This is a genomic window from Gloeomargarita sp. (assembly GCF_053491055.1).
The window spans coordinates 1-20,812 of record NZ_JBRCEP010000028.1; the positions used below are offsets into that span (position 1 = coordinate 1).

A 20,812-nucleotide genomic window follows, 5' to 3' on the forward strand; every position below is an offset into this window, starting at 1 on the left:
GCCATGGCGAAGGTGGCGTGGTTGATCTCTTGTCCATGGAGGCGCAAAGGAGCAACGCCTCGTGGAAGTTTCCAACGGCCGTTTTCTATAACGCCATGGGTTTCCAGCAGCCGCAGATGGCACTTGATGAGCAGCCCACCGGAGCCGCAGGTCGGGTCATAGACGCTCATGCCCGGCTGTGGGTCGAGCAGACGCGCCATCAGGATGGCTACCTCGCGTGGGGTGTAGAACTCGCCGGCGCTTTGTCCCTGCCCCTCGGCGAACTTGCGCAGCAGGTACTCATAGGCGCGCCCAAGGATGTCCGGCTCCACATCGTGCAGACCCAGGCGGTGGCGGGAAAGCACCTCCACCAGCGCGGCCAGATGTTCATCCGAGATGATGCGCTGACCGGCGGCGGTGGCGTTGAAATCCACCATGTTGATCACGCCTTGCAGCGACGGATTCTCCCGCGCCACCTCACGCACGGCATCGGTCAGGAATTGGCCCAGCGTCCCGATCCCGCGTTGGCGGATAGCCTGCCAGCGGGCGTTTTCGGGGATGTAAAAGCGCACCAGGTGGACCTGCCCGCGCTCGCGCTCCTGTTCCAGCAGGTGCAGAACCAGGTCGCGGCTGCTGTATTCGGCGCTCAGGCGGGCGATTTCGTCATCAAAGACATCCGAAAGTCGCTTGAGGAACACCAATGGCAGGATGTAATCCTTGAATTTGGGCGCGTCCACCGGTCCGCGGATAGCGCAGGCAGCTTCCCAGAGCCAGGTTTCTAGGGTTTGGATATCAACCATGGTTCACCTCTAAGAAACTTTTCTTTGGTCTCTGAGATGCACAGATTGCAGGTACCGTAACCAGTACGTGCCCACTTTGTTTCTTCTCCTTTAGCCTTCAAAAGCTCCTCAGGTGTTACATCCTCTCACGTCAGCAGGACGGAGTCCTCACCGTCTTTTGAATGCTTCAACGCGTGCTTGCTCAGGTAAAGTCTACTCATGAGAGAATAAACCTCGTAGACAGTAACATTCTACTTGATCCCTATCTCAGGGTTTGCCCGCCCAAAGTACCCTAGAACCGATAAAACTACCCTCTAGACAGATCACTAGACAGATCACTTAAAGCTGAAAACAGAGGCATCCTTGAAGATTATGATGTCGCTGCACCAGCTAGTCCCGCACAGCCGTCGGGTTTGTCAGACCGTCGTAGGGGCACTGTTCCAAATCCCGCGCTATCGCCCCGTAAACCTTGCTTGTTAGCGTATTGGGTTTATGAGAAGGTTGCTGAAAATCCATGGAGCACTCCCACAGTTCTCTTAAGGTAGGGTCTCGGGTGTAGCCGTTACACCCACCGCCTGGGGTAGACATTCAGAGACATCCCCATTAAATTCACCGTAGTCCAGGTCGCTCTGTATCTGGGCAATGCACTCCGCCACCAGCCCCTGGTTTTTGGGTGTATCTGCTAGCCTCAAGTTCAGATAATACCGCTTACCTTGCCACCAGGCCTGCAACCACCTGTTGAAACGATTAAGCTAACCGTCCCCTTGGATGATTTAGCCGCTGTTATTACTACATCTGGCTGGCTACACTCAGATTACACCAAAAGACCGTCATTCTGCTACATTTTGATACCAGTTCCTAGCTTTGCTGTACTGATAGTGTCAATCCTGTAAGTACCGTAGATACCGGGAATCTAGCTATTTATCGGGCAAGCTGGTGGACGGATTTGAACCGACGACCTACTGATTACAAGTCAGTTGCTCTACCGGCTGAGCTACACCAGCACACGCAGTACTCATGTTTATCATACCAATCCTGGCTCAGCAAGCATCACGGCCAACTTTCCTACCCGACTGTTGGCTTGGCCGGATCGCTATGGGAAGTGGGAAACACTCCCAAGGCGAGCACAATCCGCTGACATGAATTTCTGGAAATGTCGATTGTCTGTGTCCTATGGTTCGGCATTGGATTGCTGAGCTGGTCACTCCGTAGCAGTTTGATTGCTGAGGGTTTTTAACCGCTTCAATTGGTAACAAATGGAACTGGGCGAAACGCCAAATTGCACCGCTCTTTCCCGCAAGGTTTTGTGGGGATATTGGGCAACATCTTGATGCAATTTCGCAATATCAATTTTTCGGTTTCTTCTGGTTACATGTGTTTTTTCTAAGTTGGGTCTATCTAGCCAGCGGTAAATCGTTGCTCGACCCACATGAAAAACTCTCGCCGTTTGAGTAATACTGTTGCCATTCGCAACAAACGTCATGACCTTCAGCCGTACATCCAAACTGTAGGACATTCCTGTTGGCCTCCATCAACCCATGTGCTGCGTTCATCTTATCTCCTGAGCGTTATTCGTCTCACCACTCATCGATAACTGCCATGACGCCACAAAAAACAGGGGAAGGCAAAACCTCCCCCCGCGTGACAACAGCATGATTCACATCTGCGTTACTTCCCCACCCGGTACCAGGTCTGAGGGGGTGGCAAGCGCCGCCAAGCCGGTTTGGCCGCCGCCAGAGCATAAAAACGCTCCGCCAAAGGAGCAGGGGGCTGGGTCGGCACCAGGGCAGGCTCGTAGAAGATGACCCGTCGCCAGTGGTACACCGCCTGGTAGAGCGTGCGTTCCACCCCGTTGCGCTGCCGCAGGGACGGAGCCGGCCCCCCCCGCACCGGTTCATAGAGGGCCGAGTTGGTTTCCGGGGGCGTGAGGGCCAAAGCAGGCACCTGGCGCGGTTCATACACCACATCCCCCAGGGGTTGGGGTTCGCACACCCGCCGGGGATGATACACCGCCTGTGCTTCTGCCCGCCAGGAACGCCACATCTGGGACACATCCAGCCCCATCGCCCGTTGGAAGTGCCACAGCCCCCCTTGCAAAAAGAAAAAGGCCAAGTAGAAATGGGCATTGGCCAACCACACCCGCGCCGAATATACACTGGCGCCTGTCGGGTCGTAGTAATAGGGGGCCAACTGCGACTTGAGCGCCAACGTCGGACCGTAAAATTCCACCGGGTAGGCCAGGGTATTAAACCCGCAATAGTAGGAAGCGGCAAACCCCGCCAAAGCAATGCCAAACAGGGAATAGCTCAAAATCCCATCGGCAGAGAATAAAAACCGGTTTTTTACCCAGCCAAACGGCGGCACGAGAATATGCCAGGTTCCCCCAAGGAGCAACAGCACCGCCACCAGGATATGGCCGCCCACCAGGTCTTCCAAATTATTCACATCGAACAGATGGGTGCGGTAGTCCCACAGCGCCGCAATATCCAAATTGGGCTGGCTCACCAGACGCACCTGGCCCGACGCGGCATCGTACAACCCGCCCAACACCATCGCCTTGGCCACCAGGAGCAACGCCCCCAACCCCAAAATCAGCAGGTGATGCCCCAGAATCAACCCCAGCTTGGCCGGGTCATCCCAGCGAAAATGGAATTTCCCCACCGGCGGCGCGGCCATCTCCAAACTCGGCGGCAGTTTCGTCCAGTGAAACCACGCCCCCCAGGCCAACACCCCAGCCGCCACCAGGTGAAACCCAGCCACCGCCACATAGGGAAAGGTCGCCACAATCCGCCCGCCCTGCCCCACGCCCAGACCCAAGGTCGCCAAATGGGGCAACACAATTAACCCCTGCGCATACAGCGGCACCGCCGGGTCGTACTTCACCAGCTCAAATAGGGTCATCAGCCCCGCCCAGAGCATGATCAACGCCCCCTGGGCCACATGCGCCACGATAAACGTATTTGATTGGTCAATAAATCGAGCATTTCCCGCCCACCAGGGGTAGGTAGGCGCCGTTTGGGTTCTTTTCATAGCAACACCTTGTGCGTGGATCCATGACCAGGGACTCCCCTGACCGGCGCCAGGAGAACCCCCGCAACCTTAGGTCAAACCAGCGGCAATGTGATCCAAATACACCCCCAGTTCCTGCGCCGCTTCCGCCCCAACCCGCTCCTGCAAGACCTCTTTCATGGCGTTGAGCGCTTGCACCACCCGGTCAATCGGCACCCCCAGCGCCGTGTAGGTGTCCTTCAGACCGTTTAAGACCCGCTCATCCAGAATCGAGGCATCCGCCGCCAACATCGCATAGGTGGCATAGCGCAGAAAATAACGCAAATCCCGCAAACAGGCCGCATACCGGCGCGTCGGGTACATATTTCCCCCCGGCAGGGTAATGTCCCCGTAGAGCAAACTTTTTGCCACCGTCTGGCTAATAATATCGCTGGCGGTCGCACTAATCGTACTGGCCGCCTTCACCCGCGCCAGCCCCTTTTGGAAGTACTCATTCAGGCGATCCAACGCCGCCCGATCCAAATATTGCCCCTGCTGGTCAGCAGGATTGATCAGCGCTGTAATCGTATCTTGCATAAGGCCTCCTCTTGGGTAACAGTAGCGTGAAATTGCACCAAAAGTATCCCCCTTTTGCCACCGGCAAAACCAGGTGGCGCCGCGGCAACAATCCGTAGCCAAATCCCCAGCAAAGGTGGAACTAAAACGCCCGAATTAGCCGGTCAAAATAGGGGGCAACCAAAGCCATTTCTTCGGAGGTCAATAGCCCAGCAGTCACTTCCTTGAGACTGGTCATCGCCATCCGCAAATTCGGCAGCGGCACCCCCAAAGAAGTATACATTTCCCGCATCCCGTTTAGGCCAATATCCTCCAAAGGCTTATCATTTCCCGCCAAAACACAATAGCTGATCAAGCGGAGATACCACCCCTGATCCCGCTGGCAAAGAGCCGTTTTTTGCGGGTTTCCCCGATTGCTAGGCGTGTTGGGACATTTCGCCCAAAACCGCTTGCTCCCCTCCTCCACAATCTTCTTCTCATTGGCCGCAAGTTTTTCGGCCACCCGAATCCGCAAAGCACCCTTACTAAAAAACTCTTCCAACCTCTGCAACTCGGCACTGCTGAGGAACCGGTCAGCAGCATCCGACTGGGCAATCACCTGGGCCACCAGACTCATAGCTTGAAATTAAATCAATTGACTACAGGTAACAAGATAAAACGCAGTCTAAACTGGTGGAACACATTATGAAGAAAAAGTTGTGATTTGAAATAAATGTGCAACAAACAAACGGGGGATTTCGTATGACAAGCTGGGGCGATGATTGTGTGACCAATGCGGGCCATTGGGTAGGGCTGTCATAATAAAGGGAGTTTTAGGGGAAGGGCATGGCTGAATTTATCGCGGCGGTGGCGGCCAGTTGGCAGGCGTGCCTGGCGCTGTTGCATGAGCTGCCGGAGGCCTGGCGGGCGGAGTTGGTGGCCGAGGCCAGCGATTTTGTGCGGTTTAACCGGGCGGCCATCCGTCAAAGCGGAACGGTGCAGGATGCCCAGCTACAGGTGACCCTGATGGTGGCCGGACGCAGTGGTTATCGGCAGATTCCTCTGGTGGGGGTGGTGGAAGTGGATCGGGTGCAACTCCAGGAAGCGGTGGCGGAACTGCGCCAGGAGGTACCCCAATTGCCCCCGGACCCGTTTCTTGTCCTGCCAAGCGGTGCGCAACACAGCCATGTGGTTCTCCCTGGGGTCATGCCCCCTTTTGCCCAGTTGCTGGCTGATTTGGTGGCGACGGTGCAGGGGTTGGATTTTACCGGCTTGTATGCAGGCGGCCCCCAGGTGCGCGCCTACGCGGACAGTGCTGGGCAGTCCCACTGGTTCCAAACCGACGGGTTTACGCTGGACTATTCCCTATTCAATGCCGAGCAGCGGGCGGTCAAGGGCTACTATGCCGACCGCACTTGGGAGGTGGGCAAGTGGCAGGCGCAAGTGGCCGACCTCGCCCAGCAGTTGGAACTGTTGGCTCAACCGGCAAAAACGCTTCCCCCTGGGCGTTACCGCACCTATTTGGCGCCAGCGGCGGTGGCGGAATTGGTGGGGATGTTGTCCTGGGGGGGAGTCAGCGAGGCGGCCATGCGTCAGGGCACGAGTGCGCTGCTGCCGTTGCGACGGGGAGAAAGGCGGCTGTCTGAACGGTTCTATCTGCGGGAAAATTTCCAGGCTGTTGCGGTTCCCCGGTTCAACGACCAGGGCGATCTGGCCCCCGCGCAGGTGCCGCTGATTGCGCAGGGCCTGTTGGTGCAAACCTTGGTCAGCAATCGCACGGCCAAAGAATACGGGGTGACCGCCAACGGGGCGGTGCAAGGGGAATACCTGCGGGCGCCGGAAATTCTGCCTGGTTCGCTGGCGGATGACCAGGTGTGGGCTGCCCTGGAGCGGGGGTTGTATGTTGCCAATTTGCACTATTTGAATTGGAGTGACCAGGCAGCGGGGCGGATTACGGGTATGACCCGCTATGCCTGTTTTTGGGTGGAAGGGGGTCAGCGGGTTGCTCCCATTGAACATCTGCGCTTTGATGAGAGTCTCTATCATTTTTGGGGAACCGGGTTAATGGATTTAACCCAAAGCCAAGTGTTGATTCCTGCTACGGATACCTACGAACACCGCAGTTTGGGCGGGGCATTGGTACCGGGCATGTTGGTAGAGGATTTTCACTACACACTCTAACTTTTTTAATTTTTTTTAGGTGCGGGGACGGTGTGGGCAAGAATGACCTGCGTCCCCAGGCGACCAAAAAACGCTCTCGAACCAAGGAGGGGGTCAATGTTCGTGCGATGGTTGTGCTTCTCAACGAATCAATTTGAGCGTGCTATATGCTGAACATAAAACCTGGGGGGCGATGGATGCGGAGGTGAGGCGTGCAACCGGTGCCTGAGATTGATGACATTCCTGAAGCGAAGCGGCAGCTTGCTGTGGCAGCTCCGCGTGCCCGTTGGCGTTGGCTGGTGGTGCCGCTGCTGGCAGGAGCAATGTGGTGGGTTGGGTTCCGCAGTCGTCCTGCGCCGGTTACGCCTACTGCTACGCCTGACCCTACCCCTGAGCAGTTGTTAGGCCATTTACCCTACCCAGAGGCCCATCCCCAGGATTTGCAACCGGTGACGGCAGATGGGCGGGTGCGATTGCATCGGAATGCGGCGCAGGCTTTTTTGGCCATGCAGCGGGCGGCCCAGGCGGAAGGAGTCATCCTTGTGCCCCTGTCGGGGTTTCGCACCCGGCAACAGCAACAGGAATTGTTTTTTGCGGTGAAAGCGGAGCGACGCCAGCAGGTCACGGAGCGGGCGCAGGTGAGTGCCCCACCGGGCTATAGCGAACATCACACGGGTTATGCCCTAGACATCGGCGATGGTCGGCAACCGGAGACCCACCTGCAGGAGGCGTTTGAGCACACGGCAGCCTTTGCCTGGCTACAAAAACGGGCAGCCCAATTCCACTTTGAACTGTCTTTTCCCCGCAACAACCCCCAAGGGATCAGCTACGAACCCTGGCACTGGCGGTTTGTGGGGACACCCGCCAGTTTGGAATTGTTCTACCGCGCCAGAGTGCGGCCTACTGCACCTGGACTTGGCCGTTGACCTTGGTCACATCCAGGCGGTTGCCCACGCTGACCAGGGTAATGGTTTTGGTGGCGTTGTGCAGGTCGTGGTTGCCGTTGTTGTAGAAGGTATTGTTGCCGGGGCTGGCGACGGTGCCCAAATCCGGTTCCGCGCGGGAAATCACAATGATGCCGGCACGGCGGTTGAAGGCAATGCGATTGCCGCGCAGGATGGGACGGGCCACATCGCTGATCACCACGCCATCTACGTTGTTTTCGATGCGGTTATCGGCCACGATGGGAGAAGAAACCCCGCCAATGGCCAGGCCAAACCCGGTTTGGATAAAGACATTCCGCCGCACCTCTCCCTTGGCGGCTTTGGTGAAAGAAATCCCGTTGCCTCCGTTGTGGATAAAGAGGTTGTCCTCGATGCGGGGTACGCCCTCGCCGGTGACAAAGACCCCTTCCCGGTGGTTGTGGGTAAAGGTGCAGTTGCGGATGTAGGGGTTGGTGGATTCGACCCAGATGGCTGTGCCTCGGGTATTGCGGTTGGTGACGGTCACGCCGAGGATGTGGCTGGTTTCACCGGCGAGGATGGTGGCATTTTGGCGGGCAAACAGCCGACTGACAAACCGTCCGCCCCCTTCAATCACCACACCTTCGCCCCGGGTGGCTTCATTGCCGCGCAGAATCACGCCGGGTTTGAGTTTGAGCGGAAATTGCTCCCCGGATTCAGCCGTGTACCGACCAGGCGCCAATTGGATGAGCGTACCGCCCTCGGCGAATTTCAGCGCTTGGGTGATGGTCTTCAACGCAGTTTGCGGCGTTTGACCGTTGTGGGTGTCCTGCCCGCTCACCGGATCGACGTACAACACCCGTTGCACGTTAACCGGTGTCGGCGTTGGGGGCGGCATTTCTACCTTGGGAATGGCCGTCATCGGCTGGGGTGTGGTCGTCGCCGCACTGGGGTTAACCTTCGCCGGAGCGGTTTTGGTCGTTGTTTGAGCAGGTTTTGTATTTGCTGGAGTCGTGTTCGTCGTTGCTTGGGTAGGTTGAGCGTTCGCCGGAGCAGTGTTGGGCTTGGGTTGCGTCGGTTTAACGTTAACTTGGTCAGGTTTCGTGTTAATCGGAGCAGATTTAGGGTTAATTGGAGTGCTGTTTGTTGTTGCTTGAGCAGGTTTAGTAGTAACCGGAGCGGTGTTCGTCGTTGCTTGGGTAGGTTGAGCGTTAACCGGAGTGGTGTTTGTCGTGGCGGTTGTGGGAGCGGGGGGAGAGGATGGCACCGCAAGTTTATTTCCCGCTGGGTTGGCAGATACTGCGCTGGCTGTCAGCAGGGGCAGCGCCAGGGCAAAACGGGCAATCACTGGGTCAATCGGACGCATAAAACGACTCCTCACAGGAAACCAAGGGCTATGATTGCGCGTGCGACCGTCTGCAATCGCATTGATCGCCATTGTAGTCGAGATGCCTTTATAGGATGGCGCTGGCGGCATGCATGTTCCCCATACCCGCAAGCTGCAACCCATTGCCGTTTGGAGAGTCATCAATTTCAACAATGCCCATAATTGAGGAGAGATAGGGGATGAATCCTTGTGTTTGGAAAGACTGATGACCATTACGCAGTCTAGGGATAAACTGTGTATTTAACGATAGAAATCGGTCAACCTTGGGCTTTATGGCACTGGTAGGCCTGGCGTCGCTTGTCGAATAACTCCGCTTTTTAATGCCAGGTTCTGTTGCGAATATGCAACGCCACTGGGCAACCGGCCAAAACCCAAATAAGTATTCATCAACATCGGGTTGTAGGGCATTGCCTATTCCTGTGCCAACTGCCGATAGGCTGGCGATGCCACCGCCTTCGATGATAGGGGCAAAGATATGACGGAATTACCCGCTTGTCGTCAATTCTAGTTGAGACAAATCGGGTTATTCCCGTAGCGAAGGGAGCTATCTTTAGCGCAGGTACAGCCGGCAACTTTCCTGTCTGGGTCAACATCATTTGCATGACCTAAGGAGGCAAGAAAACCGATGTTTGGCCTGATGTTCGTAGCGCACATCCCTTTACCTGCACCCCAACCCCCGGTTTTGACCCAACGGCTGAGCTTCAACGGGGAAACCTGGGTAGGGGCCTGGCGGCAGTGGCAGGATGCCCAAGGGCGAGTGCGTTTTGCCATTAGTGATGCGGATGCAACCCAGCGGTTGGGGATAGAATTACGCAGCAGTCGTCGCCCTCAGAAGCAGCCGGTCGTTTGGTTTAGCCCGGTGCAAGACTTGGCCGTGTCCTGGCAGCCGCAGTACAACCGCCGGTTTTTGGATGTAACGGAGCTGTTTGCCAAGGCGGGTTGGCAGGCCCAGGTGCAGGGGAATGAACTCCGCCTTAGGGCGCCGGTGGCGCAGATGCAAAGGATTCGCCAGAGTCCTCGCCGCACGGTGATTGAGCTGGATAGGGTTGCCCCTTGGCAGGTCCAAAGGCAAGGGAATCAGACCATTTTGCGCATCTTTGCTCTGGGTCGGCCCGCATGGCGCCAACAATTTCCTGACCTGCATTTCCACGCCCAGACCACAGTGTTGACCTTTGACCAACCGATGCGGGTGACGACCTTGCCCGACCCCCCGCGCTTGGTCGTGGAGCCGCAATCAGGAGTAGAAAAGCGAACGATTCACTGGGCGCCGGGGTTGCAATGGCGGCAGGAAGTGGTGCGGGGCTACGGGGTGACCTGGCTAGACATTGACCCGCAGCAGTACACCATGCGCCCGGTGTGGGAGGGCAGTCGGGGGCAGACGGGTTTGGCGCCGCTCCTGGTGTTGGCCCAACAGGTGCAAGGGGTGGCAGCCATCAACGGCGGCTTTTTTAACCGCCACACCCAACTGCCGCTGGGCGCCATCCGCTGGCAGGGGCAATGGTACAGTAGTCCCATTCTCAACCGGGGCATGGCCGCCTGGAATGACCGGGGGGAATTGGTCTTGGCCCGGGCGCAACTCCAGGAGCAGGTGCAGGTGAATCAGGGAACCCCCATCGCGATTCAAACTGTGAATTCTGGCTATGTGCACCAAGGTATCGCCCGCTACACGCCCCACTGGGGAGCCATCTATACGCCCTTGACCCAGGGGGAGACGGTCATTCGGGTGGTGCAGAATCGGGTGGTGGGCGTAACCAACGGCAACCCCATGCCCATCCCTTTGGACGGCTATGTGTTGGTGGGACGGGGGTTGGTCCATCTGGGCAGTCAATTTCCCCTGGGAGCGACGGTGCATTTGAGCCAGCAATTGTTCCCCCCCGCTGTGCAGCACTATCCCCACGCTCTGGGGGCAGGGCCACTGTTACTCCAGGAGGGCCGGGTGGTGCTGGCGCCCGCACAGGAGCATTTTCAGCCCTTTTTTTCCCACCAAAAAGCGCCCCGCAGTGCCCTGGGGGTCACCCGTTCCGGTCGCTGGCTGTGGGTCACGGTTGGGGGCCATGAGGCTTACAGCCAGGGGCCGACGCTGGCCGAACTTAGCCAGATCATGCAGGATGTGGGGGCGGTGGCGGCCTTGAATCTGGACGGGGGCACATCCACCAGCCTGGTGCTGGGGGGGCAGGTGCTGGTGCCGGGCAGCCGGGTGCACAATGGGTTGGTGCTGCTGCGTCGTCCGGCGGAGTTCATCCCCCTTGAGCACAGCTTCTACCCTGACCGAGATGAGGCGGCCAACGGGCGGTTAGCGGCTAGTCCGTGACCCCCGGCATCGGTTAGGATCAAAGCAGTCAGCGGGGCAGCGTGTGACAAAACCATGAGCAACAGTGCGGGTGGAGGAACTCCCTTTGACCTGGCAGCCTATCTCCGGGAGCGGCAACAGTGGATAGAGGAGGCGTTGGCAGCAGCTCTGCCCATTCGCTACCCCGAACGGATTTATGAGGCCATGCGCTATTCCCTGTTGGGGAGTGGCAAGCGGTTACGCCCGATTTTGTGTCTGGCCAGTTGTGAGTTGGCCGGGGGAACGGTAGAGATGGCAATGCCCACCGCCTGCGCCCTGGAAATGGTGCATACCATGTCCTTGATCCACGACGACCTCCCGGCGATGGACAACGACGACTACCGCCGGGGACGCCTGACCAACCACAAAATCTACGGGGAGGCCATTGCCATTCTCTCCGGGGATGGCCTGTTGGCTTATGCCTTTGAATGGCTGGTGCGCCAGACCCAAGGGGTGGCTCCGGACAAGGTGTTGGAAGTCGTCGCCCGGCTGGGTCATGCGGTGGCGGCTACGGGTTTGGTGGGGGGGCAGGTGGTGGATTTGGAATGCGAGGGCAAAACCGATGTGAGTGTGGAAACCTTGCATTTTATCCACACCCACAAAACCGGCGCCCTGCTGGAAATTTCTGTGGTTTCCGGGGCGATTCTTGCCGACGGCAGCGAAGAATTGATCCAAGCCCTCACCCAGTACGCCCGCAATGTGGGGCTGGCCTTTCAAATTGTGGATGACATTTTGGACATCACCGGCACGGCAGCAGAACTGGGGAAAACCGCCGGCAAGGACCTGCAAGCCCAAAAAGTCACCTACCCCCGCTTGTGGGGCATCGAGGAATCTCGTCGCCAGGCTCAGGAGTTGGTGCAAGCGGCCAAGGACGTGTTGGCCCCCTGGGGGGAAGCAGCCGTGCCTTTACAAGCCCTGGCGGAATTTGTGGTTGCCCGCAGCCATTGAACCAGACTCCCCTAAGAAAGATAATAGAAGCAGAGCATACCGAAAGGAGGAACATGGCGGCCTGGAACGGAGTGTTACTCGTTGCCCTGCTGGCCTGTGGTCTGGCGCAAGTGGCGAAATTCCTGGTGTTCCTGGTGCGCCATCAGCAGTGGAACCCCAAAATCCTGGTGCAATCCGGGGGGATGCCCAGTTCCCATGCGGCGTTGGTGGCGGCCTTGGCCGTGGCCGTGGGACAAACCTGGGGCTGGAATGGCCCGGAATTTGCCATCGCCGTCGTCGTCGCCCTGATTGTCATGTACGATGCCTCCGGGGTACGGTTGGCCGCCAGCCGCCATGCCCGTTTGCTCAACCAGATGGTGGACACCCTGCGCCGGGAACATGAAGAGTTCCAAGACCACAACCCCTTGTACGAACTGCTTGGCCACACCCCCGCCCAGGTGGTTGCCGGTGGCCTATTGGGCGTCACGGTAGCCCTGCTGTTTAGCCCCTGGTTACCCCGCACGTAACCGGCGATGTGCATGGGATTGGCAGAGCAGCCTTGCTGCCAGAATCATACCAAGCAGGGTCATTGAGGCGCTGAATCCCCATCTATAGCAAAAAAAATTTCTCATTAAGCCTTTTCCCTGACGCGCATCTATGAACGTTGGTTGCAGCGTGCCACACAATCCTGCCCCCGCGCAGGCCAAGCGGCAATGATGTCCCCTGAAACGCGCGAATTTTTTAATCCTGCTGGTGGGCAAATTGATAGGCGCCCATTGCCGCCAACACTGACGCCATAGCTGCCAACACCACCGGCGCATACCAGGGAAACACCCCCCCCAACGCCACCGCCCGTAACCCCACACTGGCATAGGTCAGGGGAATGGCGTACACCACCACCTTAAGCAATCCCGGCACCGTATTCGGGTCAAAAAACGTCCCCCCCAGAAACGACATCGGCACAATCAAAAAATTGTTGTACAAACCCACCGTTTCCAGCGAAGCCACACTCAACCCCACGATCACCCCCAACCCGGCAAACACCAGGCAATTGAGCGTCACCACCAACAAAAACAACGGGTGCAAAAACCCCCCCACCCTGCCGGTAAACAGCACACTGATCAGGATAATGGCCAGCGCCGTCAACAAACCCCGCACCACCCCCGCCAACACCTTGCCCAAATACACCCCCAAAGGATGCACCGGCGCCAGCAACAGTTCCTCAAACGTTTTGTTGAACAGCCGGTCCCCGCAAATCGAAAACGTCGTGCCCGCAAAACTAATAATCATCGAAGAGAGCGCCACCATCCCCGGCAGGATAAATTCCAGGTAGGAATTGCCCAAAGGCGGCCGGCTCAGGGAACTCCCCAAACCAAACCCAAACGCCAGGATGTAAATCAGCGGCGAAACCAGCCCCGAGGCGAACACCTGCGGCAAACGCACCCGCAAGTCCAACCACTCGCCCCAAAACACCGTCAGCGCATCCGCCCCAATCTGCACCAACATAGACCGGGCTAAATCGCCGCCGGGGTCAAATCTTCCTCCGTCGCCGACACCGCCTCCGCCAGTTCCCCCTCCTCCGGAGCGCCTGCTAACTTGGCCGCCTGTTTCTCGCGCCAGCGCTGCGCCATCTCCTCGGCCCGCTCAAACACCACCGCCCGGTTGCGCACCATATCCCCCGGCTCCGGCTCCAACTGCTTGGTAGACAGGGAAATCCGCCCCCGTTCCGCATCCAAGTCAATGATCATCACCTTCAATTCATCCCCCACCGAGAAGACATTGTGCGGCGTTTCGATGTGGTCATGGGAAATTTCCGAAATGTGCAATAGGCCGCTTACCCCACCAATATCAATAAACGCACCGTAGGGCTTGATCCCCCGCACCGTTCCCGTGACCACCTCGCCGGTTTCCAGCTTGTTCATCTGCCGTTCCACCAACGCCCGGCGATGGCTCAACACCAACCGGTTGCGCTCCTCATCCACCTCCAAAAACTTCAAGGGCAACTCCTGCCCCATCAAATCCTCCTTGGCATGGCGGGTACTGATGTGGGAACCCGGAATAAACCCCCGCAGCCCCTCGATCCGCACCAACGCCCCGCCCCGGTTGATGGCAAACACCACCGCCCGCACCGTCACATCTTCCCGTTGCAACTGCCGCACCCGCTCCCAGGAGCGCATATATTCAATCCGCCGGATCGAGAGCGTCAACTGCCCTTCCTCATTCTCGTCCGACAGGATAAAAAACTCCCGCGTCTCGTCCGGTCGCAGCACTTCCTCCGGGCTATCCACCCGGTTAATCGACATCTCCTGCAAGGGGATAAAGGCCGCCGTCTTTGCCCCAATATCAATCAGCGCCCCTTTCGGTTCCAGGGCAAACACCGTCCCCGGCACGATATCCCCCGGATGAAACCGATAATCGTAGCGGTCAAGCAAGGCCGCAAACTCTTCGTGGGTAAAACCCACACCTGCCTTCTGCTGATTACCCAAGGGGACTGAACCTCCTAAAAGCCAACAAGTTCCCTAAAGCCATTTAGGGACAGTCATTGATTATATCCCATAAAACCAGCTCCTGCCAAATCTTGCGCTAGACTAAAAGGTGGGAGACTAGGTGTGGCGATTGCGGATGCTGTGCATCTGAGGAAAGTCCGGGCTCTCGAAAGACCAAACCTGCTGGGTAACGCCCAGTGCGAGCGATCGCGAGGAAAGTGCCACAGAAACATACCGCCGATGGCTGGCTTAGGTCAGCACAGGTAAGGGTGCAAAGGTGCGGTAAGAGCGCACCAGCAGTACCGTGAGGTACTGGCTCGGTAAACCCCAGGTGAGAGCAAGGTAAAGGGACAAGGGTTGGTCTTTTTCCCGTCCCGTGCTAAAGAACCGCTAGAGGTGGCGGGTAACCGTCATCCCAGAGAGATAATCGCCCTCGAACAGAACCCGGCTTACGGCCTAGTCTCCCCCGTTTTAAGGCGGTGTCCCGACCGATGGACTTGCGACCGACGACTGCCAAAGTCCGGGCCGCCCTGATCAATATCTGGCGACAGGAACTGGCAGGGGCAGTGTTTTTGGATTTGTGTACCGGTACGGGTGCGGTGGCTTTGGCTGCTCGCCAGGCGGGGGCGCGCTTGGTGGTGGCCGTCGATGCTTCCCCCAAAGCCATCCGGCAGTTGGCCGGGCACGCCAACCAGGCTTTTCAGGTGCAAAGGGGCACCTTGCCGGGGTGTCTGGCGAGCTTGCACACTACATTTGACCTAATTTATTTCGATCCCCCTTACGCCAGCGGGTTATATTTGCCGGTTTTGGCTGGAATTGTGCAGTATGGGTTGCTGGCTCCCCAGGGAGCGTTAGCCGTCGAACACCGGGTGCACACTCCCCTACCAGAACAATACTTGGCCTTGGTACGCACGCGCCAGAAACAGTATGGCGATACGGTTTTGAGTTTTTACCGATGGGCGTCCTAGGGACAGGTCCACGGCATTAATCGCGTTGGTATTGCTTGTAGGCGGCCATAAATAGACCGGCCAACGTCACGGGCACCAACCCCAAAACGATGCTGAGTACTAGAGGTTCAACCATGTTTTTGACCTGTTAGGGTGAAAGCGTCCTGGTCAATTTTAGCGCAATGGGTCGGCTGTGGCGGCGGTTTTGGGGAGCGGTGGCCTTCTATACCGTCGTACCGGTGCCGCCGGGGGCAGAGGTACGGCAGGTGGCGGTGTGGGCACCCTTGATTGGCGTGCTGTTGGGGACGGTGCTGTTTCTGGCGGATGGGTTGCTGGCGCCCATGCCCCTTTTGCCCCGCAGTGGCTTGCTGGTGGCCTTGGGGGTGGCGCTAACCGGCGGCCTGCACCTCGACGGGGTAATGGATACGGCAGATGGCCTGAGCGTGACCGACCCCCGAAGACGGTTAACCGTCATGCGGGATAGCCGCACGGGTGCCTATGGGGTGATGGCCGGTTGCCTGGTCATCGTTCTCAAAATCATGGCCCTAGGGAGTTTGCCGACGGAACGGTTTTGGCTGTTGACCGGGGCAATGGGGTGGGGGCGGTGGGGACAGGTGGCAGCCATTAGCTTTTATCCCTATTTGCGCCCGGAAGGCAAAGGGAAAATTCACCACCAGGAACCGCAGCGGTGGCAATGGGTGCCGGGATGGGTGCTGCTGGTGGGGTGGGCAGGGCTGTGGGGAGGCATCACCGGCCAATGGACCTTGCCCTTGGTGCTCACGGGTTGGGGCTGTGGCTTGGCCTTAACCGTCGGCTGGGCGCTGTACCGGCAGTTGGGGGGGCACACAGGCGACACCTACGGGGCAGTGGTGGAATGGGTAGAAACCCTCTGTTGGTGCGCCATGACCCGCTGGTTCCCCCACGCTTGCCCTTTATCATAAAAACTATGGATTACGCCATTGATTTTGGGAGCAGTAATACGGTGGTTGCCCGCCGTTCTCCGACGACGGGTCAGCCGGAAACGGTGGCCTTAACCGGATTATCCCAAGCAGACGGGTTGATCCCCACCCTGGCCTGTTGGGTGCATCCTGATTCCGGGGGATTCCTCTGTGGTCAGGAAGTGCGGGAGTATATGAGAAAAAAATCTCCCCAAACGCCCATTTTCCACCACTTCAAACGGCAATTATTAACCTCCCAAACCCCCGATGATCCCCAGATCAAACGGGTAGGAGAATTGTTTTTGCAACGGTTGCTGCAGGGCATCGAACAGCAAAACTATTCTCTGGATACGTTGGTCTTAACCACTCCTGTTGATGCCTTTGCATCCTACCGCCAATGGTTGGCGGCAGTGGCGCAACAATGGCCGTTCCGGGAGATTCGCCTCTTGGATGAACCGACGGCAGCAGCCATTGGCTATGGGGTGGCAGCGAGCGAACTGGTTTTGGTGGTGGACTTTGGCGGTGGGACGCTGGATGTGGCGCTCGTCCAACTGCAACGACCGGGCACCAAAACCCACCTGGGTTGGATACTCCGCTCCGGAACCCGGCTCTTTACCGGGACACAACAAACGCGGCAAGCCCAAATCTTGGCAAAGGTAGGGCTGAATTTGGGGGGCGCCGATATTGACCGGTGGATTTTTGCTTATTTACTACAACGACAGGGGTTATCGCCTGGGGAGCAGGTGCCCCTTACCCTACAGATTGCTGAAGCGCTCAAAATTCAACTTTCGACCCAACCCCAGGCCAATCAACTCTTTTTTGACCCGGAACATGACCGCGCCCAAAATTGGTTTTTGGAACGCACAGAGCTAGAGCAAATTCTGCGAGCGCACGGTTTTTTTAGCCGGTTGGATGGGGCCATGCACCACCTCTTAACCCAGGCAGAAGTGCAGGGCTACCGTCCCAAGGATGTGGATGCGGTGTTACTTATTGGCGGCACCAGCCAAATGCCCGCCGTCCAGCAGTGGTTGCAGGGCTATTTCCCCCGTGCCAAAATTCATCACCACCGTTCGCTCACCGCTGTTGCCTATGGCGCTTTAGGGGTCAATTTGGCGGCCAAGATTGAGGATTTTTTGTATCACAGCTACGGCCTGCGCTACTGGGACAAAAGGCGGCAGGGACACCACTGGCACGAACTGATTCCCGCCGGGCACCCCTACCCCAGCCCAGAACCGGTGGAACTCATACTGGGGGCCTCCCAACCGGACCAAACAGCCGTGGAATTGGTCTTGGGAGAACTCAGCTACCCGCTGGGGCAAGGGGCGGTTTACTTCCACAACGGGCGGCTCGTCCTGCGCCCCCAACCCCTGACCACCCCCCAGGTGCAGGTGCTCCATGAACGGCTGCTCCTCCCCCTTGACCCCCCCGGCCAACCAGGACAGGACCGCCTCCACCTGGCGTTTACCGTCAACCGCCAACGCCAACTCTGCCTTGCCGCCCGCGACCTGCTCACCGGCGCGGTCATCTGGCCCAACCAACCCCTCCTCACCCTCTCTTGAAAAAAAAACTTGACAGATTTGTAAAGAGTTTGTTACATTTGTTTACATAAAGTTAGATGTTTTTGGGAGGTAGGGCGATGCGGACGGATTTTGAATTTCGCAATCCGGCGTTGCTGGGGCCGGTGGTGTTTCGGCCTGGGTTCAACCGGTTTGAGCGGATTACGGCCACGCAAGCCTGGTCGTTGTTTTTCACGGCCAGTCGGGAGGACAATGCCCTGGGGTACAACCGGGAGATTGGTCGTTTTTTGAATGGGGTGTTATTCGCCATCGTGCTGTTTGGCGCTTTTTGGACGTTGTTGTTCAAAAACTCCTATTTGGTGTGGCAATTGCTCCAGCAGTTGGGCTAATTCGGCACAAGAAAGCGAAATAACCGCACCAGCAGCGGGTGGGGATTGGCGGCGGCAAACACCAGGCCGGTAACTTTTCCCTCCACTTCCTCCGTCCAGAGGGTCATGGTCTGTTCGGTGCGGCATTCCTGCAGCAGTTGCTCAATGGTCATCTGCGAGCGGTCCGGGGGGGATGCCGCTGTGCCCAAAGCCGCCGCCACTTCCGCAGGAGTCACGTCCAGACCCGCTTCGGTTGCCAGGGTTACGACGACCTGTACCAGGGCTGCCGGGTCCTTGGCTTCCCGGAAGCGTTCCTGCTGCTGGGGGTCCTGCATGACCTGTTCCAGAAAGGCTTGAATTTCCGCAGGGGTCATAGCCATCAGCGCGCTTTTCCCCTTTACCATGCCACAAAACGGGACAGCAGCCAACCCACATCAATGGTAGGCGCCGGTTGCAGAACACCCCGGTTGTCCAGAATGAAGGTGATCAGGAGATACAGGACGCCCAGGAGAATGGCCACCGTCCCTGTTACCACCGCCGTCAGCTTGCCCCGTTCCCTCATGAGGCGGCTCCCAGGGCTTGCGACACGTACTGCGCCCCCGCCTGTACCAGGGCAATCATCCGTCCGTAGGCCATGCGTTTCGGCCCCAGGATTGCCACTGCCCCCACCGGCAGCCCATCTTGCCAGTACAGGGTAGAAACCAAACTGCAAATGTGCATCGGTTCGAGGGGATTTTCTTGGCCGATGATCACCCGCACAGGGGGCTTTTGCGCTGCCGTTTCCTCTGGCGTGGCCCACAGGAGTGCCCCCAGCCGTTCCTGCTCCGTTTCCAGTACCTGCATCACCGGTTGCACCCGTTCGGCCTGTTGAAATTCCGGTTGCCGCAGGGCCGCTGCCACCCCGCTAATCACCAGGGGCGCAGTGGTGGTGGGTTGCCCCCACAGCCGCAGTTGGTGGGTCAAAGGCGGCAACAATGTGCGCAACCAATTCCCGTAGGAGGCAAATTCCTGCTCCAGCCCCGCCCAATCCAAGTGGGCAATCTCCTGCAACGTCCGCCCGTAGAGGTGGTAGTTCAAAAACTGCGCCAGCATCTCCAGGGCCGAGTCCACCTCTTCCCCCGCCGGTGGCACCCAATCCAGCAGCGTGGATTCCACCCGTTCCCCTTCCAAAACCACCATCAGCGCCACCCGTTCCCCCACCGCCACCAACCGCAGGTACTGCAACCTGGCGCTCCGGGGTTGGGGACGCGTAATCAGAATCATCGAACCGCTCAGTTGGGACAAAAGCTGCGCCGCCTGCCGCAAAATTTCCTCCAGATGCTCCACCCCCTGGGGCAACAGCGGTTCCACCCGGGCCGGCGCCACCGCCTCCTGCCGCTGCAGCAACCAATCCACGTAGTGCCGGTAGCCCAAATCCGAGGGAATGCGCCCCGCCGACGTATGGGGCTGATACAACAGACCCGCCTGCTCCAAACGCCCCATCGCCTGTCGCACCGTTGCCGAACTCGCCGGAATCCCGTACTTGGTCACCAAGGTCTGGGAACTCACCGGCTCCCCCGTAGCAACGTAGTGCTCAACAGTAGCCTGTAACACCTGTTGCTGGCGTTCCGTCAGTCCTACTGATTGTCCCATTCCAGATTAAAACGCTTTTATCATCGCTATTTAAGGTTATGTTTATTATCATGCCCAATTCCCTGGCCGTTGGCAAGGGTAGGGGTTATTTCAGCCGTTCCATCAGTTGGCTCACCGGATCAAATCCCGGCGGAAACTGAGTTGAATCGCTGTAATTTGCCCCCACCAAATCCGCCTGAGCCAATTGGGTATTCATCAAATTCGCTCCAAACAAAACCGCCTGCCGGAGGTCCGTTTTGGTCAAATTCGCCCCTGACAATTGCGCTCGAAACAAATTTGTTTGTCGCAGATTCGCCCCCTCCAGATTGGCCCCTGTTAAATCCGCCTCCCCCAAATTGGCTCCCTCCAGGTTGGCCCCCGCCAAGTTTGCCTGCCGCAGGTTCACACCCCGCAAATCTGCCCCTGTCAGCACCGCCCCTTGCAAATCCGCCCTCTGTAAATCTGCGCCTGTGAGAATGGCCTTGGGAAACCTTTGCCCTGCCAGATTGACCCCCCGCAACCGACATTTGATGCACCGGTTGGTGGTCTGCAAAATTTGGATTTCTCGGCTACCTTGGCAAGCGACCAAAACCCAGACCAGACTGGCTAGCGTCAACGCCCAATACCCCTGTCGTCCCATAAATGTTCCAGCAGGTGACATACTCCCGCACTCATGCTACTGCAGAGCGTGCGGGTTTCATCGCTGACGCCCCCCTTCAGGCACCCCTGCTATGGCAACGCGCTCCGCGCCGCTGATGCGAACGAATGGTTAGCGGGGCCTTCGGTGTTCCTTTGGGACAAGGCACCGATTGATCGTCAGAAACGCAGGCGAGAATGAGTAAAAGCGGCAGGGCATATGGTATTGTTTTTGCCGGCTTATTCCCCAGACCTCAATGACATTGAGCATGACTTTAGGGCATTAAAAAAATTGCCGATGTA

General features: G+C 57.9%; 22 protein-coding genes, 1 tRNA gene, 1 other RNA gene and 1 pseudogene. 11 read left to right on the forward strand and 14 right to left on the reverse strand.

The window, feature by feature from the left end; all coding sequences use genetic code 11:
- The 6 genes from ACWISF_RS03040 to apcD form a co-directional block, all read right to left on the reverse strand.
- Positions 1-779: type I restriction-modification system subunit M (locus tag ACWISF_RS03040; RefSeq protein WP_448380119.1), on the reverse strand; the 779-nt coding region annotated here is incomplete at its 3' end.
- Between the two features lie 910 nt (positions 780-1,689).
- A tRNA-Thr gene (locus ACWISF_RS03045) sits at positions 1,690-1,762 on the reverse strand.
- Between the two features lie 197 nt (positions 1,763-1,959).
- Positions 1,960-2,274, reverse strand: a complete 315-nt coding sequence (locus ACWISF_RS03050; RefSeq protein WP_448380120.1) for an IS630 transposase-related protein — start codon at positions 2,272-2,274, stop codon at positions 1,960-1,962.
- Between the two features lie 152 nt (positions 2,275-2,426).
- Positions 2,427-3,788 carry a chlorophyll a/b binding light-harvesting protein gene (locus ACWISF_RS03055; RefSeq protein WP_448380121.1) on the reverse strand — a complete coding sequence of 454 codons (1,362 nt, stop codon included), beginning with the start codon at positions 3,786-3,788 and terminating at the stop codon, positions 2,427-2,429.
- A 69-nt stretch (positions 3,789-3,857) separates the two neighbouring features.
- Complete coding sequence (locus ACWISF_RS03060) at positions 3,858-4,343, reverse strand: allophycocyanin subunit beta (RefSeq protein WP_448380122.1); 486 nt, start codon at positions 4,341-4,343, stop codon at positions 3,858-3,860.
- A 121-nt stretch (positions 4,344-4,464) separates the two neighbouring features.
- Complete coding sequence (gene apcD / locus ACWISF_RS03065) at positions 4,465-4,938, reverse strand: allophycocyanin subunit alpha-B (RefSeq protein WP_448380123.1); 474 nt, start codon at positions 4,936-4,938, stop codon at positions 4,465-4,467.
- Positions 4,939-5,147: 209 nt separating this feature from the next.
- Between apcD and ACWISF_RS03070 the strand changes: the two genes are divergently transcribed.
- Positions 5,148-6,482, forward strand: a complete 1,335-nt coding sequence (locus ACWISF_RS03070; protein WP_448380124.1) for a TldD/PmbA family protein — start codon at positions 5,148-5,150, stop codon at positions 6,480-6,482.
- A 191-nt stretch (positions 6,483-6,673) separates the two neighbouring features.
- Positions 6,674-7,387, forward strand: a complete 714-nt coding sequence (locus ACWISF_RS03075; protein ID WP_448380125.1) for a M15 family metallopeptidase — start codon at positions 6,674-6,676, stop codon at positions 7,385-7,387.
- Here ACWISF_RS03075 and ACWISF_RS03080 read toward each other — a convergent pair.
- Entirely contained in the window at positions 7,362-8,285 is a 924-nt protein-coding gene (locus tag ACWISF_RS03080) for a DUF1565 domain-containing protein (protein WP_448380126.1), read from the reverse strand. The two genes, ACWISF_RS03075 and ACWISF_RS03080, sit on opposite strands and share 26 nt — an antisense overlap.
- Before the next feature lie 1,102 nt (positions 8,286-9,387).
- On the opposite strand from ACWISF_RS03080, the gene ACWISF_RS03085 reads away from it, so the two are divergent.
- The 3 genes from ACWISF_RS03085 to ACWISF_RS03095 are packed head-to-tail and all read left to right on the forward strand — an operon-like array spanning position 9,388 to position 12,533.
- A complete protein-coding gene (locus tag ACWISF_RS03085) occupies positions 9,388-11,061 on the forward strand; it encodes a phosphodiester glycosidase family protein (RefSeq protein WP_448380127.1) in 1,674 nt (557 codons plus the stop codon).
- 54 nt (positions 11,062-11,115) lie between these two features.
- The gene (gene crtE, locus ACWISF_RS03090) at positions 11,116-12,027 is read left to right on the forward strand and encodes a geranylgeranyl diphosphate synthase CrtE (protein ID WP_448380128.1); all 912 of its coding nucleotides are present in this window, start codon (positions 11,116-11,118) and stop codon (positions 12,025-12,027) included.
- Between the two features lie 53 nt (positions 12,028-12,080).
- Positions 12,081-12,533, forward strand: a complete 453-nt coding sequence (locus ACWISF_RS03095; RefSeq protein ID WP_448380129.1) for a divergent PAP2 family protein — start codon at positions 12,081-12,083, stop codon at positions 12,531-12,533.
- A gap of 214 nt (positions 12,534-12,747) precedes the next feature.
- On the opposite strand, the gene ACWISF_RS03100 is transcribed toward ACWISF_RS03095, so the two are convergent.
- Positions 12,748-13,512 carry an ABC transporter permease gene (locus tag ACWISF_RS03100; RefSeq protein ID WP_448380130.1) on the reverse strand — a complete coding sequence of 255 codons (765 nt, stop codon included), beginning with the start codon at positions 13,510-13,512 and terminating at the stop codon, positions 12,748-12,750.
- 8 nt (positions 13,513-13,520) lie between these two features.
- On the reverse strand, positions 13,521-14,492 hold the full coding sequence (locus tag ACWISF_RS03105; RefSeq protein ID WP_448380131.1) for a 30S ribosomal protein S1: 972 nt from the start codon (positions 14,490-14,492) through the stop codon (positions 13,521-13,523).
- Positions 14,493-14,605: 113 nt separating this feature from the next.
- Between ACWISF_RS03105 and rnpB the strand changes: the two genes are divergently transcribed.
- Positions 14,606-14,960, forward strand: an RNA gene (rnpB, locus tag ACWISF_RS03110) — RNase P RNA component class A.
- 23 nt (positions 14,961-14,983) lie between these two features.
- Positions 14,984-15,460 carry an RsmD family RNA methyltransferase gene (locus ACWISF_RS03115; RefSeq protein WP_448380132.1) on the forward strand — a complete coding sequence of 159 codons (477 nt, stop codon included), beginning with the start codon at positions 14,984-14,986 and terminating at the stop codon, positions 15,458-15,460.
- Between the two features lie 16 nt (positions 15,461-15,476).
- Here the strand turns inward: ACWISF_RS03115 and petG are convergent, their stop codons facing one another.
- Positions 15,477-15,575: a cytochrome b6-f complex subunit V gene (gene petG, locus ACWISF_RS03120; RefSeq protein WP_448380133.1), complete on the reverse strand. Its 99-nt coding sequence runs from the start codon at positions 15,573-15,575 to the stop codon at positions 15,477-15,479.
- A 46-nt stretch (positions 15,576-15,621) separates the two neighbouring features.
- Here petG and cobS point away from each other — a divergent pair, with 46 nt between their 5' ends.
- The 3 genes from cobS (at position 15,622) to ACWISF_RS03135 (ending at position 18,283) form a co-directional block, all read left to right on the forward strand.
- A complete protein-coding gene (gene cobS, locus ACWISF_RS03125; protein ID WP_448380134.1) occupies positions 15,622-16,380 on the forward strand; it encodes an adenosylcobinamide-GDP ribazoletransferase in 759 nt (252 codons plus the stop codon).
- The gene (locus ACWISF_RS03130) at positions 16,314-17,936 is read left to right on the forward strand and encodes an Hsp70 family protein (RefSeq protein WP_448380135.1); all 1,623 of its coding nucleotides are present in this window, start codon (positions 16,314-16,316) and stop codon (positions 17,934-17,936) included. The genes cobS and ACWISF_RS03130 overlap by 67 nt, the downstream gene beginning before the upstream one ends.
- A 77-nt stretch (positions 17,937-18,013) precedes the next feature.
- Complete coding sequence (locus ACWISF_RS03135; protein ID WP_448380136.1) at positions 18,014-18,283, forward strand: hypothetical protein; 270 nt, start codon at positions 18,014-18,016, stop codon at positions 18,281-18,283.
- Here the strand turns inward: ACWISF_RS03135 and ACWISF_RS03140 are convergent.
- From ACWISF_RS03140 to ACWISF_RS03155, 4 genes are all read right to left on the reverse strand, one after another.
- The gene (locus tag ACWISF_RS03140; RefSeq protein ID WP_448380137.1) at positions 18,280-18,636 is read right to left on the reverse strand and encodes a Nif11-like leader peptide family natural product precursor; all 357 of its coding nucleotides are present in this window, start codon (positions 18,634-18,636) and stop codon (positions 18,280-18,282) included. The two genes, ACWISF_RS03135 and ACWISF_RS03140, sit on opposite strands and share 4 nt — an antisense overlap.
- Positions 18,637-18,659: 23 nt before the next feature.
- Positions 18,660-18,824 (reverse strand): hypothetical protein, encoded by a 165-nt coding sequence (locus ACWISF_RS03145; RefSeq protein WP_448380138.1) that lies wholly within the window; start codon positions 18,822-18,824, stop codon positions 18,660-18,662.
- Complete coding sequence (gene hrcA / locus ACWISF_RS03150) at positions 18,821-19,894, reverse strand: heat-inducible transcriptional repressor HrcA (RefSeq protein ID WP_448380139.1); 1,074 nt, start codon at positions 19,892-19,894, stop codon at positions 18,821-18,823. Before hrcA ends, ACWISF_RS03145 begins: the two co-directional genes overlap by 4 nt.
- Positions 19,895-19,979: 85 nt before the next feature.
- Entirely contained in the window at positions 19,980-20,513 is a 534-nt protein-coding gene (locus ACWISF_RS03155; RefSeq protein ID WP_448380140.1) for a pentapeptide repeat-containing protein, read from the reverse strand.
- A 138-nt stretch (positions 20,514-20,651) separates the two neighbouring features.
- On the opposite strand from ACWISF_RS03155, the pseudogene ACWISF_RS03160 reads away from it, so the two are divergent.
- A pseudogene (locus tag ACWISF_RS03160) lies at positions 20,652-20,812 on the forward strand (transposase); the annotation flags it as partial.

What these genes read in the sequence shown, in the direction of transcription:
- ACWISF_RS03050 (WP_448380120.1), bottom strand. Translation starts at nt 2,274, where the DNA reads ATGTCCTACAGTTTGGATGTACGGCTGAAGGTCATGACGTTTGTTGCG.
- ACWISF_RS03055 (WP_448380121.1), bottom strand. Translation starts at nt 3,788, where the DNA reads ATGAAAAGAACCCAAACGGCGCCTACCTACCCCTGGTGGGCGGGAAAT.
- ACWISF_RS03060 (WP_448380122.1), bottom strand. Translation starts at nt 4,343, where the DNA reads ATGCAAGATACGATTACAGCGCTGATCAATCCTGCTGACCAGCAGGGG.
- apcD (WP_448380123.1), bottom strand. Translation starts at nt 4,938, where the DNA reads ATGAGTCTGGTGGCCCAGGTGATTGCCCAGTCGGATGCTGCTGACCGG.
- ACWISF_RS03070 (WP_448380124.1), top strand. Translation starts at nt 5,148, where the DNA reads ATGGCTGAATTTATCGCGGCGGTGGCGGCCAGTTGGCAGGCGTGCCTG.
- ACWISF_RS03080 (WP_448380126.1), bottom strand. Translation starts at nt 8,285, where the DNA reads ATGACGGCCATTCCCAAGGTAGAAATGCCGCCCCCAACGCCGACACCG.
- ACWISF_RS03085 (WP_448380127.1), top strand. Translation starts at nt 9,388, where the DNA reads ATGTTCGTAGCGCACATCCCTTTACCTGCACCCCAACCCCCGGTTTTG.
- crtE (WP_448380128.1), top strand. Translation starts at nt 11,116, where the DNA reads ATGAGCAACAGTGCGGGTGGAGGAACTCCCTTTGACCTGGCAGCCTAT.
- ACWISF_RS03095 (WP_448380129.1), top strand. Translation starts at nt 12,081, where the DNA reads ATGGCGGCCTGGAACGGAGTGTTACTCGTTGCCCTGCTGGCCTGTGGT.
- ACWISF_RS03100 (WP_448380130.1), bottom strand. Translation starts at nt 13,512, where the DNA reads ATGTTGGTGCAGATTGGGGCGGATGCGCTGACGGTGTTTTGGGGCGAG.
- ACWISF_RS03115 (WP_448380132.1), top strand. Translation starts at nt 14,984, where the DNA reads ATGGACTTGCGACCGACGACTGCCAAAGTCCGGGCCGCCCTGATCAAT.
- petG (WP_448380133.1), bottom strand. Translation starts at nt 15,575, where the DNA reads ATGGTTGAACCTCTAGTACTCAGCATCGTTTTGGGGTTGGTGCCCGTG.
- cobS (WP_448380134.1), top strand. Translation starts at nt 15,622, where the DNA reads ATGGGTCGGCTGTGGCGGCGGTTTTGGGGAGCGGTGGCCTTCTATACC.
- ACWISF_RS03130 (WP_448380135.1), top strand. Translation starts at nt 16,314, where the DNA reads ATGGGTAGAAACCCTCTGTTGGTGCGCCATGACCCGCTGGTTCCCCCA.
- ACWISF_RS03135 (WP_448380136.1), top strand. Translation starts at nt 18,014, where the DNA reads ATGCGGACGGATTTTGAATTTCGCAATCCGGCGTTGCTGGGGCCGGTG.
- ACWISF_RS03140 (WP_448380137.1), bottom strand. Translation starts at nt 18,636, where the DNA reads ATGACCCCTGCGGAAATTCAAGCCTTTCTGGAACAGGTCATGCAGGAC.
- ACWISF_RS03145 (WP_448380138.1), bottom strand. Translation starts at nt 18,824, where the DNA reads ATGAGGGAACGGGGCAAGCTGACGGCGGTGGTAACAGGGACGGTGGCC.
- hrcA (WP_448380139.1), bottom strand. Translation starts at nt 19,894, where the DNA reads ATGGGACAATCAGTAGGACTGACGGAACGCCAGCAACAGGTGTTACAG.
- ACWISF_RS03155 (WP_448380140.1), bottom strand. Translation starts at nt 20,513, where the DNA reads ATGGGACGACAGGGGTATTGGGCGTTGACGCTAGCCAGTCTGGTCTGG.